Source organism: Pedococcus sp. 5OH_020, from assembly GCF_027812955.1.
Lineage (GTDB): Bacteria > Actinomycetota > Actinomycetes > Actinomycetales > Dermatophilaceae > Pedococcus.
Genome location: NZ_JAPYZV010000002.1, coordinates 356,335 through 369,189, shown reverse-complemented (window position 1 = coordinate 369,189; position 12,855 = coordinate 356,335). Strand labels below are relative to the sequence as shown.

Genomic DNA, 12,855 nt, shown 5'->3' with positions numbered 1-12,855 from the left:
TCGTCCCAGGTGCCGCCCGTTCGGTCAGAGGCGTCTCTCTCGCAGGCGAAGCGCGTTGCCGATGACGCTCACTGATGACAGGGCCATGGCACCGGCGGCGATCATGGGCGAGAGCAGAAGCCCTGAGGCGGGGTACAGCACCCCTGCGGCGACCGGGATGCCGGCGACGTTGTAGAGGAACGCGAACACGAGGTTCTGCCGGATGTTCGACATCGTCGCCGCCGAGAGCCTGCGTGCGACGACGATGCCGGTGAGGTCGCCCTTGAGGAGGGTGATCCCTGCGCTCTCGATCGCCACGTCAGTCCCCGACCCCATGGCGAGGCCCACGTCGGCCGCGACCAGGGCCGGAGCATCGTTGACGCCGTCGCCCGCCATGGCGACCACACGCCCTTCAGCGCGCAGCCGGGTGACGATCTCACTCTTGTGCTGTGGGAGCACCTCGGCCTCCACCCGCTCGATCCCGAGGCCGCCTGCCACGGCCTCGGCAGTGACGCGGTTGTCCCCCGTCAGCATGACCACCTCGATCCCGTCCGCACGCAGGGCTTGGAGGGCGGCCGAGGTGGTCTTCTTCACGGGGTCCGCAATCGCGATGAGGCCGCAGACGTGCTCGTCGACAGCGACGAAGACCACGGTGGTACCCCCACCGCGAAGGCGGTCGGCCGGCTCGCTCAGTGCTTCGGGGTCCAGTCCCTGCTCGGCCAGGAAGGCCGCACTACCGACGCAGACGCGCCGTCCTTCGACCGTTCCCTTGGCGCCCTTGCCCACGGGTGCGTCGAAGTCGCTCACGTCCGGGATCGACAGGGACCTGTCAGCTGCCGCCTCCACGACGGCCCGGGCCAGCGGGTGCTCCGAGGCGCGCTCGACTGCGGCGACCAGCCTCAGCAGCTCCTCGTCGCCCACGCCAGGCGCCGCGACGACCTCGGTGACCGAGGGCCGCCCCTCGGTCAGCGTTCCGGTCTTGTCCACGACCAGCATGTCGACCTTCTCCAGGACCTCCAGCGCCTCCGCGTTCTTGACCAGCACGCCCACCCCGGCGCCTCGCCCGACTCCCACCATGATCGACATCGGTGTCGCGAGTCCGAGTGCACAAGGGCAGGCGATGATGAGGACGGACACTGCCACGACCAGCGCGTGAGCCAGGCGCGGGTCAGGACCGAGCGCCGCCCAGACGACGAACGCCAGGAGGGCGGCGAGGATCACCGCGGGGACGAACCAGGCAGCAACCTGGTCGGCGACCCGCTGGATCGGCGCTCGCGACCGTTGCGCCTCCGCGACCATCTGCACGATCCGCGCGAGCATGGTGTCGCGACCGACCTTGTCGGCGCGCACGACCAACGAGCCCGTCTGGTTGATGGTGCCTCCGATGACGGTGTCGCCCACAGCCTTGGTGACCGGCATCGACTCGCCGGTCACCAACGACTCGTCGAGCGTGGAGCGCCCATCCTCCACGGTCCCGTCGACGGGGACCTTCTCGCCGGGCCGAACCCTGAACCGGTCGCCGACGGTCACCTGGTCGAGCGTCACGTCGTCCTCTGTGCCGTCCGGGTCGATCCTCCGCGCGGTGTCGGGCGCCAGGCCCAGCAGGGCACGGATGGCCCCGGACGTCTGCTCGCGTGCGCGTAGCTCGAGCACCTGACCCAGCAGCACCAGCGTGGTGATGACGGACGCAGCCTCGAAGTAGACCTCGACTGCGCCGTCCATCCGGAACGCGTCCGGGAAGATGCCGGGCGCGACGGTGGCGATGACGCTGAAGACCCACGCGACGCCGGTCCCCATCGCGATGAGCGTGAACATGTTGAGCGTCGCTGTCCGCACCGACGTCCACGCCCGCACGAAGAACGGCCACCCTGCCCAGAGGACCACCGGTGTCGCCAGGACGAGCTGGACCCACGCCGACGCGGACGCCGAGATGGCGTCGGCGAATCCCGGGACCAGTGAGCGACCCATGCTGAGGACGAGCACGGGAACTGACAGGGCGACCCCGACCCAGAACCGGCGCGTCATGTCGGCCAGCTCCGGGCTCGGTCCGGCACCCGCCGTGACCATCACCGGCTCGAGGGCCATCCCGCAGATCGGGCAGGAGCCGGGCCCGGGCTTGCGGACCTCGGGGTGCATCGGGCATGTCCACTCCGCCACGTCGCCTGCCCCAGGGATCGCTGCCCCGGCGTGGTGTCCGTGGACGTGCCGGTGGTGGCCGTGATGGCCGTGGTCGTGCTCGTCCTGCTTGTCGTCATCCGCCCCGCTGTCTCCGGGATGGGGGCCGAGGTAGCCGTGAGGGTCGGCTGCGAACCCTTCCCGGCAGTGGACGGAGCAGAAGAAGTAGGTCTGCCCGGCGGGCAGGGTGTGCTTCACGGCCGACGCCGTGTCGACGTCCATCCCGCAGACCGGATCCTTCACGAGCGAGCCTGCGCCGAGTTGCGACGAGTCGGTGTCATGCGTTGCCATGGCCCCACCATACCCCCCAGGGGTATGACGTCAACGCGCGCCGCGTGCGCGAGGAACGCTGTGAGCCGACCGAACGGGCGCGTGGCTGGACGCCTGGTCGGCACCGGCCGTCGGCCATCCGTACGTACTGGTGACGTAGATCACAGTTTGGCCGGCGTCACCGGTTCCACGCGCGGGCCTCTTACCCCCGGACGTTGGTTACGACTAAGGGAGCTTTCCAGACATGTACGGTTCAGGCGCGGGACTCTCTGCTGGCGCGGCGTCGGGCACTCTTGCCTACACCGGGTTCGAGGCACCCGCCTTCGTTTTCGCGGCTCTCGCCCTGTTGATCGTGGGAGCTGCTCTGGTGCGCAGTGCCACGGTCATGAAGGGCTGAGCCACCAGTGGCGCCACCGATGGCGCACCGCCGGCATCTTCGCCGGCTGCGTCGGATGCGGCGGCAGGTACTCAGTCTGATGCTCGCCGCATCCGGTGTGGCTCTGCTCGTCTTCGCCCGAGACGTCCGGGTCTTCGAGGCCTATGTGCAGCACACCCTGCTGGGATGGGCGGGTGTCAACACCGAGCACGTCCAGACGGCGCTGCTCTTCCTCATCCAAGGGCATCGTTTCGGCATCAGCCTGACTCCAGGGTGCAGCATCGGTCCGCTCCTGGGCGTGTTCCTCATCGCCGCGTCCCCGTTCGCCTACTTCCGGGACCTGCCGGTGCGCCGGGTGGTGGTCAGTGCGATAGAGCTCATGGCCGTCTTCGTCATCTCGAACCAGGTGAGGTTCGCGGTGATCATCGGCGCCATGAAGCACTGGGGCTTTGAGCGTGGCTACGAGGCGACGCACGTGTTCCTCGGCTCGGCGATCACGACGGTCGGTTTCGTCATCGGCGCAACGCTCTTCATCCGGCTGCTCGCGAGCCGACCGTCGGCGGCGCCGGCATGACCGGCCTCTCCGCACAGGTCGACCTCGCCGCACTGGTCCTCTGCGTCGTCTTCCTCAGCTACGTCACCGCGATCCTGGTCCCCTACGTCCGGCGTCAGCCCTCCAGCGCCGCGCCGTCCGGGGACCTGTCCTGGCACTTCTTCATCCCCTGCCTGAACGAGGACGCCGTGATCGGGCGCTCGCTGAGCCGACTCCGGGCCGACTTCCCCGAAGCGCACGTGTGGTGCATCGACGACGCCTCCACCGACCGCACGGGTGAGGTTCTGGCGTCCCTGGCCAGTCAGGACACCCGCATCCACGTCGTGAGCCGGCGGCCGCCGGACGCCCAGCAGGGGAAGGGCGAGGCGCTGAACTCGGCCTGGCGCCACCTGAGCGCCTGGCTGGCCGACACCTCACCCGGTCTGAACCCGGAGACGGTGGTCGTCGGAGTGCTGGACGCCGACGGCCGGCTGGCCCCCGACGCCCTCGGCATCCTGGCGGGCGACGGCGGCTTCGCCGACCCTGAGGTGGGAGCAGTGCAGATCCAGGTCCGCATGCTGAACCGTGGCCTGGCGGAGACGGGAGCCGACGACCCGGCCGCGGCAACGCGCCTCGGACGGCTGCTGGTGACCCTCCAGGACCTCGAGTTCCGGACCGTCATCGCCGCGATGCAGCACCTGCGCCACCGCATCGGTAGCGCCGGCATGGGGGGAAACGGCCAGTTCTCGCGCCTCGGCGCGCTCAACACCATCGCCGAGCGCGCGGGGACACCGTGGCATGGCTCCCTGCTCGAGGACTTCGAGCTGGGCCTGCATGTGCTGCTCTCCGGCCGCCGTAACCGGTACTGCGACGACACCTGGGTGGCCCAGGAGGGCCTGCCCGGGCTCAGCGCGCTGCTGCGTCAGCGAACTCGGTGGGCGCAGGGCGGGATGCAGTGCGCCAAGTACCTCCGACAGGTGCTGGTGAGTCCTCATATCAGCACCCCGTCGGCCTTGGAGATCAGCTACTTCCTGCTCGTCCCGTGGACGCAGGTGCTCGGCACGATCGTCTACCTCACCGCCGCCGCGGTGCTTGGCACGTTCGCCTTCACCGCTCCGGGGGGACTCGGGGCGTGGTTCCTCGACGGCGCCTGGGGGCTGATCCCGCTTGTCCTCGTCTTCGGCATCGCGCCGCTGGCGGTGTGGGCGACCATCTACCGCCTGCGCTGCGAGCCCACCATGACGCGGCGTCGCGCCCTGCTTCTCGGGCTCGGCTACTGGCTCTACACGTACGCGATGCTCGCGGCCGTCTGGCGCGGCTTCTACCGAATTCTCCGAGCACAGGACAACTGGGTGAAGACCGCCCGCGTGCTCGGCACCGCTGGCGGGGGACCCGTTGGCTCACACCCGCGCATGGCTCCGGTGGCCATGGGCGAACCATCCAGGAAGGCACTATGAAAACCCTCTCTCTACGTACGGCGGTGGGGAAGTCCGTCCGCGTCACGGCGGTGGCGCTCGCCGTCGTGCTCGGCTCCGCGGCCGCGGCACAGGCCGCCACGGTCAGCCAGTCGACGGCCTCGGCCATCAACGTCGCGGCTCTCTCCACGCCGCTCATCCCGATCTCCAAGGCAGTGGACGACGGCAGCGTCCCGCAGGTCGTCAGTACCCTCAGTGGCGCCATCCCGCTGCTGCCGGGCGAGACACTGGCCAACACCGGCGTGTACTCGCAGACCGCCATCGCCTCGAGCGACGGCACCTCTGCAGCCTGTGCCGGCATCGTGGGCACCGGTGGCGCGCTCACCCTCGGAAGCGACGGGACCTGCACGGCGACGACCGCCGGCCCCGCCATCGTGAACCTTCCCAGCTTCAGCGTCCTCGGCACGGGCTACACGTTCCGCATCGAGGCCAGCTCGCTGTACAGCTACTGCACGGCGGCGACCGCGGACTCCACCACCGGGTTCTCGGCCGGCTCCACCCTGGCGAACGTCAAGATCATCGCCCAGGCGACGGTCCTCGGCATCCCCGGCCCGGCGGTGGTCATCCCGATCGACGTCAACCAGCCGGCCAGCATCCCGGCGCCGTTCAGCTCGGTCCTGAGCGTGGCGGTGAACCAGGTCGACACGACGGGTCCCACCACGTCGGCGACGGCCCTGCACATCGGCCTCGGCCCGAACAGCTCGATCCTGTCTCTGGACCTCGGGAAGGTCACCTGTGGCGGGAACGCCCTGACCCAGGACGTGCCGATGCTGCCCCTCGGTGGCGCTGCGGTGGCCCTCGGCACGGCCGCCGTCATGACCGGCACCTCGTACGGCATCCGACGTCACCGGGCAAGCCGCGCGGCCGCCTGATGCCAGACCAGCACAACCTGCTCTCCGGAGGTGCCCGCGTCCATCTGGTCGCGGGCACCCGCCCGGAGGCGGTGAAGATCGCTCCCCTCGTCCGCGCCCTCATCGAGGTCGGCCTCGTCCCTACCGTCGTCGACACCGGACAGCAGCCGGGGCGGGTCGACGAGGCCCTACGGCCCTTCGACCTCAGCGCTGCCGTCAACCTCGGCATCAAGAGGCGCGACGGAGGGCTTGCCGAGCTCATGTCGCTGACCATCAAGGCGGCCGACGACCACCTGCGGCTCGACGCGCCCGCCGCCGTCGTGGTGCAGGGCGACACCTCCACCGCTCTCGCAGTGGGCCTCGCTGCCCATCTCCGCCGGATCCCCCTCGTCCACGTCGAGGCCGGACTGCGCACCGGCGACCGTGAGAACCCTTTCCCGGAGGAGACGAACCGGACGCTCCTGGCCGACCTGGCGGACCTCCATCTGGCACCCACCGCCCGAGCCGCCGCCGCCCTCGCAGCCGAGGGCCATGTCGGCGACCACGTGCTCGTCTCGGGAAACACGGTGGTCGACGCTCTCCAGACCTTGCTTCCGGCCGCCCGCGCCACCGGCCGTGCCCAGTGGCCGAAGGCCGCCGACGAGCAGCGGCTCGTGGTGACGGTTCATCGCCGCGAGGCATGGGGCGAGGGCGTCCAGGCAGTCACACAGGCCGTGAAGGAACTGCTCGGTCAGCGTGCCAACCTGCAGGCGTACGTCGTCACCCACCCGAACCCCGCCGTCGCGGCCGACGTGCGGGCAGCCCTGGGAGACACCGAGAGGTGCACCCTGCTCGACCCCCTGCCCTATGACGACATGCTCGCCGTCCTCAGCGGGGCGGACGCGGTGCTGACCGACTCGGGCGGCATCCAGGAGGAGGCACCCACGATCGGCGTGCAGGCCGTCGTGGCGCGCACGACGACCGAGCGACCGGAGGGCATAGACACCGGGTGGGCCCGGCTCGCCGGTCTGCAGACGGCCTCGATGGTGGAGCTCGTGGGACAGGTCCTGGACGGCGACGGTGTCGCGCCGGGCCACAACCCGTACGGGGACGGCGAGGCAGGCCCTCGGTCCGCCCTGGCGATCCGCTGGCTGCTCGACGGTGGGGAGCGCCCCAAGGACTGGCAGGGCCAGTAGGACTACCGCGGCCACACTCCCGGCGGGGCCGCGCGGCTAGGCTCCGCTAGGTGAGCACCGCGCCGACGGCTGTGTCCTCAGGCCCGCTGACCGGCCTGCGAGTCCTCGAGGTCGCCGGCATCGGGCCGGCGCCATACGGCTGCATGCTGCTCGCGGACCTTGGAGCCGACGTTGTCCTGGTCCAGCGCCCGGACACGGACGCCGTCACTGAGGCCGCGCACGCCGTGCTGTTCCGGAACCGCCACCGGCTCGTCCTCGACCTCAAGCGGCCCGCCGGCGTCGCCGTGCTGCTCGATCTTGCGGCCGACGCCGACGTGCTGGTCGAGGGCTTCAGGCCCGGCGTCGCCGAACGGCTGGGGTTCGGTCCTGTGCAGTGCCACGCACGCAACCCCGGACTCGTCTACGCCCGCATGACGGGCTGGGGACAGGAGGGCCCGCTAGCGTCGACGGCGGGCCACGACATCAACTACCTTGCGTTGTCCGGTGCCCTCGGCGCCATAGGGCCCGCCGGTGCTCCTCCGGTGCCGCCGCTCAACCTGCTGGGGGACTTCGGCGCAGGCGGCCTGATGCTGGCCGTCGGAGTTCTGGCGGCGGTTCTCGACGCCCGCTCGTCGGGGATGGGGCAGGTCGTCGACGCCGCCATCGTCGACGGCACCGTGTCGCTCCTGGCCATGCTGAGCGGCATGCAGGCGAGCGGTCTCTGGAACGAGGAGCGGGGAACCAACCTGCTCGACGGCGGCGCCCCGGAGTACGGGGTCTACGAGTGCGCCGACGGCGGCTACGTGGCGGTGGGGGCGCTGGAGCCGCAGTTCTTCGCCCTTCTCCTCGACGGGCTCGGCCTGGTGCACGCGGACGTCCCCGACCGCAGGGACCCCTCCTGCCGCGAGGGTCTCCGCGGCCTGCTGGCTGCCCGTTTCGCCAGTAGGCCCCGTAACCACTGGGTGGAAGTCTTCGCGGGGACCGACGCCTGCGTCACGGCGGTCCTCTCCCCTCGCGAAGCCGCTTACGACGCTCATCTCACGGCGCGCGGGACGTGGCTGACTGAAGGCAGCGTGGTGCAACCGGCTCCCGCACCGCGCTTCAGCCGCACCCCTTCCGCCAGACCGACCGCCGCCCGTACGGTCACTCCCGGGGGCGACGCACCGCTGACCTGGTACACGGTGACCCGGCCGGATGACGGGAAGGGGGTAGACCGTTGAGCGAGGGCACACAGCCGCCTGAGAAGGCCGTGCTTCGCGACTACCTCGACTCTCAGCGCAACCACGTCCTCGGCGCGATCGCGGACCTCGGGGAGACCGACCTGCGCCGACCGGTCCTGCCGTCGGGATGGAGCCTCCTCGGCCTCGTGCGCCATCTCGCCCGGGACGTCGAGCGGTTCTGGTTCGCGGGCGTCATGGCGGCCGACCAGGAGGTCATCGTGGACGCGACCTCCGGTCAGCCAGACGGCTGGCACGTGTCCGACGACCTCACCGTCGACGCCGTGCTGGCGGACTACCGTGAGCAGGTCGCGCGCGCCAACGCCCTCGTCGACGCGACCTCCTTGGACGAGCGGCCGGCCTGGTGGCCCGTCGAGGTCTTCGGCGAGGGCTGGGGGCTGGAGAGCCTGCGCGAGGTGATCCTGCATGTGATGGTCGAGACGGCGTGCCACGCCGGGCACGCGGACGCCGCGCGCGAGGTCATCGACGGCAGGCAGTGGCTGGTACTGGACTGACCAAGAGGATGACCTACGGAAGAAGGGCATGACCACGGTGAGCGAGCGAGCGACGCTGCTGGAGTACCTCGAGCACTACCGCACCACCTTCGAACAGAAGTGCGCCGACCTGGACGCCGACCAGCTGGCACGTCGCTCGGTCGAGCCCTCGACCCTCTCCCTTCTCGGGCTGCTCCGACACCTGGCCAAGGTGGAGCACATCTGGTTCCGGATCACCATGGCCGGCGAGGACCTGCCGCGCCTGTACGCCACCGCCGAGGACCCCGACGCCGACTTCAACGGGGCCGTCGGTGATCCGGACGTCGTGGCGGAGGCCTGGGAGTCCTGGAGGCGAGAGGTGGCCTTCGCCCGTGACTTCGTCGAACGCGCCGACTCCCTCGAGCTCGTGAGCCGGCACCCCACCCGTGACCGGATCTCGTTGCGGGAGCTGCTCGTGCACCTCCTCGAGGAGTATGCCCGGCACTGCGGGCACGCGGACCTCATCCGGGAGCGGGTCGACGGCCGCACCGGTCCGTAGCCGGGACGCCGCGGAGCGTGCCGGCCCGCATACGGCACAGTGGTCCCGTGAGCCACGAGGACCTGACCCGGCAGGCAGTACAGCGGTATGCCGCGCTGCAGCCCGAGCTTCGTCAGCTCGCGGACCTCTACGTCGCCATGGTCACCTCACTGCTCGACGACGCGGGCATCAACTACGTCAGCGTCACCGGCCGTGCCAAGAGCGTCGCGTCGTTCGCCGGCAAGGCGGCCCGCACCGTCGACGGTGCGCCGCTGTACCCCGATCCCCTGGAGCAGATCACCGACCAGATCGGCGTCCGCGTGGTCACGTACCTGCACGCCGACGTGACCGCCGTGGCGGACATGCTCTCCGACCAGCTGAGCGTCCTCGACGACCGCGACCTCGGTCAGGAGACCGCCCGCCAGGGACGGTTCGGATACTCCAGCCGCCACCTCCTGGTGGCAATCGACCCCACGCGCGGCGCTCCACCGGCCTACGACACCCTGCGGACCCGGAGCGCCTCCGTGCAGGTGCGCACGATCCTGCAGCACGCGTGGGCGGAGTTCGAGCACGACGTCCGCTACAAGGGGACGATCCCGCAGGAGCACGTGCCCGACCTCGACCGCCGGTTCACGCTCGCCGCCGGGCTCCTCGAGCTGGCCGACCGTGAGTTCTCCGCGATCCGCGACCGGCTCCAGGCCACGATGGGCGGCCAGCGGCTCAGGCACGACGAGGACGACCCGAGGATCAGCGCCTCGGACCTGGCGACGTTCCTCGCCGGACAGTTCCAGGACGCGGGGTGGTCCCGCACCGACCACTACGCCTGGATCTCGGGGCTCCTGCTCGAGCTGGGCATCACGTCGCTGGACGAGCTCGGTGGGCTGCTGTCCTCGATCGACGTGCCGGGGATCAACGCCCGGATGGGCTACCGCTATCCCGCGGGAGCCGTGCGCCGGCTGGACGACGCGCTGCTCGCGGTGTTCGGGGCGCGCTACCTGGGGCTGCACGGTAACGCGCATCGGGTACCGGCGCTGAAGGCCCGGCTGGAGAAGCTGCGCAGCATGTGAGTCCGCCTCCGCCATTCGTCCCACGTCGAAAGGCGGTCCACACCAGCGGCTGCCCGGCTAGGGTGCGAAGCGTCCGGAAGACCACACCAAGGAGCATCACGATGACCTCGCGCCTCAACCCGTACATCAGCTTCTCCGACAACGCGCGCCAGGCGCTGGAGTTCTACCGGGACGTCTTCGGCGGCACGTCCAACGTCAGCACGTTCGGCGAGTTCGGCGCGGGCGACGGTCCTGACGCGGAGAAGATCATGCACGGACAGCTCGAGACGGAGGCCGGCTACACCCTCATGGTGGCGGACACGCCGACCGGCATGTCGCACAACCCGGGTGACACCATCACCGTCAGCCTGAGCGGTGACGACGCGGACCAGCTGCGCGGCTACTTCGAGAAGCTGTCGGCGGACGGCCAGGTCACCATGCCGCTCGAGAAGCAGATGTGGGGCGACGAGTTCGGGATGTGCGTCGACCGGTTCGGCGTGCCGTGGATGGTCAACATCGCCGGCGGGCAGGCGACCGGCTCGTAGCCCGTCGCCTCCGGTCTCCGCTCTACTCCGCCCTCTCCCCCGCCAGTTCCGCCCCCTCCCGCCAGTCGAGCTACGACCTCCTCTCCTCAGTGCATGAGGAGAGGAGGTGCGCCCTCGTCGACGTCGTCGAGCAGGTGCGACACCTCGCGCCGTCGCGGAAGGAACGCCGCGGGGATGAGCGTCAGGGTGACCAGCAGTGCCGCGACCCAGAAGGTGCTGGCGAACGCGTGCGCGGCGTCCGCCAGGCCCTTGGCCACGCCGGCAGGTCCGCCGAGCTGACCCACCAGGGACGGGTCACGCCTTGACGCGATGGCGGCCAGGGCGACCGGCGACTCCTTCAGGTTGTTCGTGAGGATGACCGACATGACGGCGACGCCCACGGAGCTCGCGATCTGCTGGGTGATGTTGAGCAACGTCGACCCACGGGCCACCTCGTGATGCGTCAGGGTCCTCAGGGCTGTGGTGAAGATCGGCATCATCGTCCCGCCCATCCCCAGCCCCATGAGGAAGAGCAGCCCGGTCATGGTCCACTTCGAGGTGTCGGCGTCGATCTGCGTCATACCGAACATCCCCAGGACGATCCCCACGAGACCGAACGGGACGATGCGCCCGACGGGGAGCCTGTCGACGAGGAAGCCGGCCAGCGGCATGGTCAGCATGGCGCCGGCGCCCTGCGGCGCCACCAGCCAACCGGCCGACAGCGTGGACTCGCCGCGCACCTGCTGGTAGTAGGTCGGCACCAGCAGGAGGCCCCCGAAGAACGCCGCCGCGAAGATGAACATCGTGACGATGGAGACGGTGAGGTTGCGGTTCCGGAAGAGCCTGAGGTCGAGCAACGGGTGCGCCGGCCGGAACGAGTGCCACACGAACGAGAGCATGAGCACGAGCCCGATCGCCATGCTGACGTAGACCTTCGGGGCGTTCATCGTCCCCTTCTCGGGGATGGACGAGACGCCGAAAAGGAACAGTGCCAGGCCCGGCGACATCAGGGCCACGCCGAGGAAGTCGAACGACTCCGTCGGCTCGGTGTGGTCCTTGGGCAGGGCGGCGAAGGCGTAGACCGACGCGATGACCCCCAGCGGCACGTTGATGAGGAAGATCCAGTGCCAGCTCGCGATCTCGATGAGCCAGCCGCCGAGGATGGGGCCGAAGATCGGGCCCAGCAGCATCGGGACCCCGAGGATGGCCATGAGGCGGCCCATCCGGTGCGGGCCCGCCGCCCGCGTCATGATGGTCATGCCAAGCGGCATCAGCATCCCGCCGCCCAGCCCCTGCAGCACTCGGAAGCCGATCAGCATGGGGAGGCTGGCAGCGGCGGCGCACAACGCCGAGCCGGCGGTGAACAGGATGATCGCCATGATGTAGAGGCGCTTCGTGCCGAACCGGTCGGCGGCCCAGCCGGTGAGCGGGATCACCGTGGCCAGCGCGAGCGTGTACGCGGTGACGGTCCATGCCACGGCCGAGTAGGCCAGCGGCTTGGCGGGGTCGTCGGCGAAGACGTTCTGGAACACGGGGAGGGCGACGTTCACGACGGTGATGTCCAGGATCGACATGATCGCGCCGAGCACGACCACGCCGGCGACCTTCAGTACCGCGGCGTCGATGCTCTCGGGATAGTCCACGGAAGTGGTGGCATTGGCGGACACAGGGATTCCTCTCGGGCCGGGATGGTGCGCTCCCCGCGACGCTGCGCAGCGCACCATCGAGGTTAGTTGACGGCGCGGGGAGTGCGCCTCGTCTTTTTGCCGGTTAGCGTCGGCGCATGGTCGACGTCTCGCGCACCTTCACGGTCACCCGTTCCCCGGCGCAGGTACTGGCCTATCTCAGCGACTTCGGCAACGCCGAGCAGTGGGACCCCGGGACGGTGCGCTGCACGAGGGTCGACTCGGGGGAGGTCACGGTCGGCTCGCGCTGGAAGAACGTCTCCAAGGTGCTGGGCCGTGAGACCGAGCTCGACTACGAGCTCGTGCGTCTCGAGCCGGACCGCCTCATCCTTCGGGGCTCCAACACCACAGCGACGTCCACGGACGACATCGCCGTGGTGGCGCATCCGTCCGGCAGCGAGGTGACGTACCACGCGCACATCATGTTCAACGGCCCTGCGAGGCTTGCAGAGCCACTGATGCAGCGCGTTTTCGAGAGGCTGGGGGACCAGACCGTCGCAGGCATCAGGCGAGCGCTGGACGGCGGTCCGGCAGGGGCAGCGTCCGACGGGGCGGACTGA

General features: G+C 70.1%; 13 protein-coding genes. 11 read left to right on the top strand and 2 right to left on the bottom strand.

The annotated features are described in order from the left end of the window. Positions 1–24 precede the first annotated feature (24 nt). Positions 25–2,445, bottom strand: coding sequence for a heavy metal translocating P-type ATPase (locus tag PHA84_RS05235; protein ID WP_270887038.1), 2,421 nt, complete (start codon positions 2,443–2,445; stop codon positions 25–27). Positions 2,446–2,668: 223 nt separating this feature from the next. Here PHA84_RS05235 and PHA84_RS05230 point away from each other — a divergent pair, with 223 nt between their 5' ends. The 10 genes from PHA84_RS05230 (at position 2,669) to PHA84_RS05185 (ending at position 10,631) form a co-directional block, all read left to right on the top strand. Then, on the top strand, positions 2,669–2,821 hold the full coding sequence (locus PHA84_RS05230) for a hypothetical protein (protein ID WP_270887037.1): 153 nt from the start codon (positions 2,669–2,671) through the stop codon (positions 2,819–2,821). A gap of 79 nt (positions 2,822–2,900) precedes the next feature. Continuing rightward, positions 2,901–3,374, top strand: a complete 474-nt coding sequence (locus tag PHA84_RS05225; protein WP_270887036.1) for a hypothetical protein — start codon at positions 2,901–2,903, stop codon at positions 3,372–3,374. Next, positions 3,371–4,789: a glycosyltransferase family 2 protein gene (locus PHA84_RS05220; protein ID WP_270887035.1), complete on the top strand. Its 1,419-nt coding sequence runs from the start codon at positions 3,371–3,373 to the stop codon at positions 4,787–4,789. The genes PHA84_RS05225 and PHA84_RS05220 overlap by 4 nt, the downstream gene beginning before the upstream one ends. Continuing rightward, the gene (locus PHA84_RS05215) at positions 4,786–5,679 is read left to right on the top strand and encodes a hypothetical protein (protein WP_270887034.1); all 894 of its coding nucleotides are present in this window, start codon (positions 4,786–4,788) and stop codon (positions 5,677–5,679) included. The genes PHA84_RS05220 and PHA84_RS05215 overlap by 4 nt, the downstream gene beginning before the upstream one ends. Next, positions 5,679–6,833, top strand: coding sequence for a non-hydrolyzing UDP-N-acetylglucosamine 2-epimerase (gene wecB / locus PHA84_RS05210; RefSeq protein WP_270887033.1), 1,155 nt, complete (start codon positions 5,679–5,681; stop codon positions 6,831–6,833). Before PHA84_RS05215 ends, wecB begins: the two co-directional genes overlap by 1 nt. Positions 6,834–6,883: 50 nt before the next feature. Next, positions 6,884–8,032 (top strand): CaiB/BaiF CoA transferase family protein, encoded by a 1,149-nt coding sequence (locus PHA84_RS05205; protein ID WP_270887032.1) that lies wholly within the window; start codon positions 6,884–6,886, stop codon positions 8,030–8,032. Further along, complete coding sequence (locus PHA84_RS05200; RefSeq protein WP_270887031.1) at positions 8,029–8,544, top strand: DinB family protein; 516 nt, start codon at positions 8,029–8,031, stop codon at positions 8,542–8,544. The genes PHA84_RS05205 and PHA84_RS05200 overlap by 4 nt, the downstream gene beginning before the upstream one ends. Positions 8,545–8,572: 28 nt before the next feature. Further along, complete coding sequence (locus tag PHA84_RS05195; RefSeq protein WP_270887030.1) at positions 8,573–9,061, top strand: DinB family protein; 489 nt, start codon at positions 8,573–8,575, stop codon at positions 9,059–9,061. Between the two features lie 47 nt (positions 9,062–9,108). Next, positions 9,109–10,107 carry a GTP pyrophosphokinase gene (locus PHA84_RS05190; RefSeq protein WP_270887029.1) on the top strand — a complete coding sequence of 333 codons (999 nt, stop codon included), beginning with the start codon at positions 9,109–9,111 and terminating at the stop codon, positions 10,105–10,107. A 101-nt stretch (positions 10,108–10,208) separates the two neighbouring features. Next, the gene (locus tag PHA84_RS05185) at positions 10,209–10,631 is read left to right on the top strand and encodes a VOC family protein (RefSeq protein ID WP_270887028.1); all 423 of its coding nucleotides are present in this window, start codon (positions 10,209–10,211) and stop codon (positions 10,629–10,631) included. Between the two features lie 86 nt (positions 10,632–10,717). On the opposite strand, the gene PHA84_RS05180 is transcribed toward PHA84_RS05185, so the two are convergent. Next, complete coding sequence (locus tag PHA84_RS05180) at positions 10,718–12,277, bottom strand: DHA2 family efflux MFS transporter permease subunit (RefSeq protein ID WP_270887027.1); 1,560 nt, start codon at positions 12,275–12,277, stop codon at positions 10,718–10,720. Positions 12,278–12,393: 116 nt separating this feature from the next. Here PHA84_RS05180 and PHA84_RS05175 point away from each other — a divergent pair, with 116 nt between their 5' ends. Beyond that, the gene (locus tag PHA84_RS05175; RefSeq protein WP_270887026.1) at positions 12,394–12,855 is read left to right on the top strand and encodes an SRPBCC family protein; all 462 of its coding nucleotides are present in this window, start codon (positions 12,394–12,396) and stop codon (positions 12,853–12,855) included.

Excerpts from the sequence above, each read along its gene's own strand:
- PHA84_RS05235 (WP_270887038.1), bottom strand. The coding sequence starts at position 2,445 with ATGGCAACGCATGACACCGACTCGTCGCAACTCGGCGCAGGCTCGCTC.
- PHA84_RS05230 (WP_270887037.1), top strand. The coding sequence starts at position 2,669 with ATGTACGGTTCAGGCGCGGGACTCTCTGCTGGCGCGGCGTCGGGCACT.
- PHA84_RS05225 (WP_270887036.1), top strand. The coding sequence starts at position 2,901 with ATGCTCGCCGCATCCGGTGTGGCTCTGCTCGTCTTCGCCCGAGACGTC.
- PHA84_RS05220 (WP_270887035.1), top strand. The coding sequence starts at position 3,371 with ATGACCGGCCTCTCCGCACAGGTCGACCTCGCCGCACTGGTCCTCTGC.
- PHA84_RS05215 (WP_270887034.1), top strand. The coding sequence starts at position 4,786 with ATGAAAACCCTCTCTCTACGTACGGCGGTGGGGAAGTCCGTCCGCGTC.
- wecB (WP_270887033.1), top strand. The coding sequence starts at position 5,679 with ATGCCAGACCAGCACAACCTGCTCTCCGGAGGTGCCCGCGTCCATCTG.
- PHA84_RS05195 (WP_270887030.1), top strand. The coding sequence starts at position 8,573 with ATGACCACGGTGAGCGAGCGAGCGACGCTGCTGGAGTACCTCGAGCAC.
- PHA84_RS05185 (WP_270887028.1), top strand. The coding sequence starts at position 10,209 with ATGACCTCGCGCCTCAACCCGTACATCAGCTTCTCCGACAACGCGCGC.
- PHA84_RS05175 (WP_270887026.1), top strand. The coding sequence starts at position 12,394 with ATGGTCGACGTCTCGCGCACCTTCACGGTCACCCGTTCCCCGGCGCAG.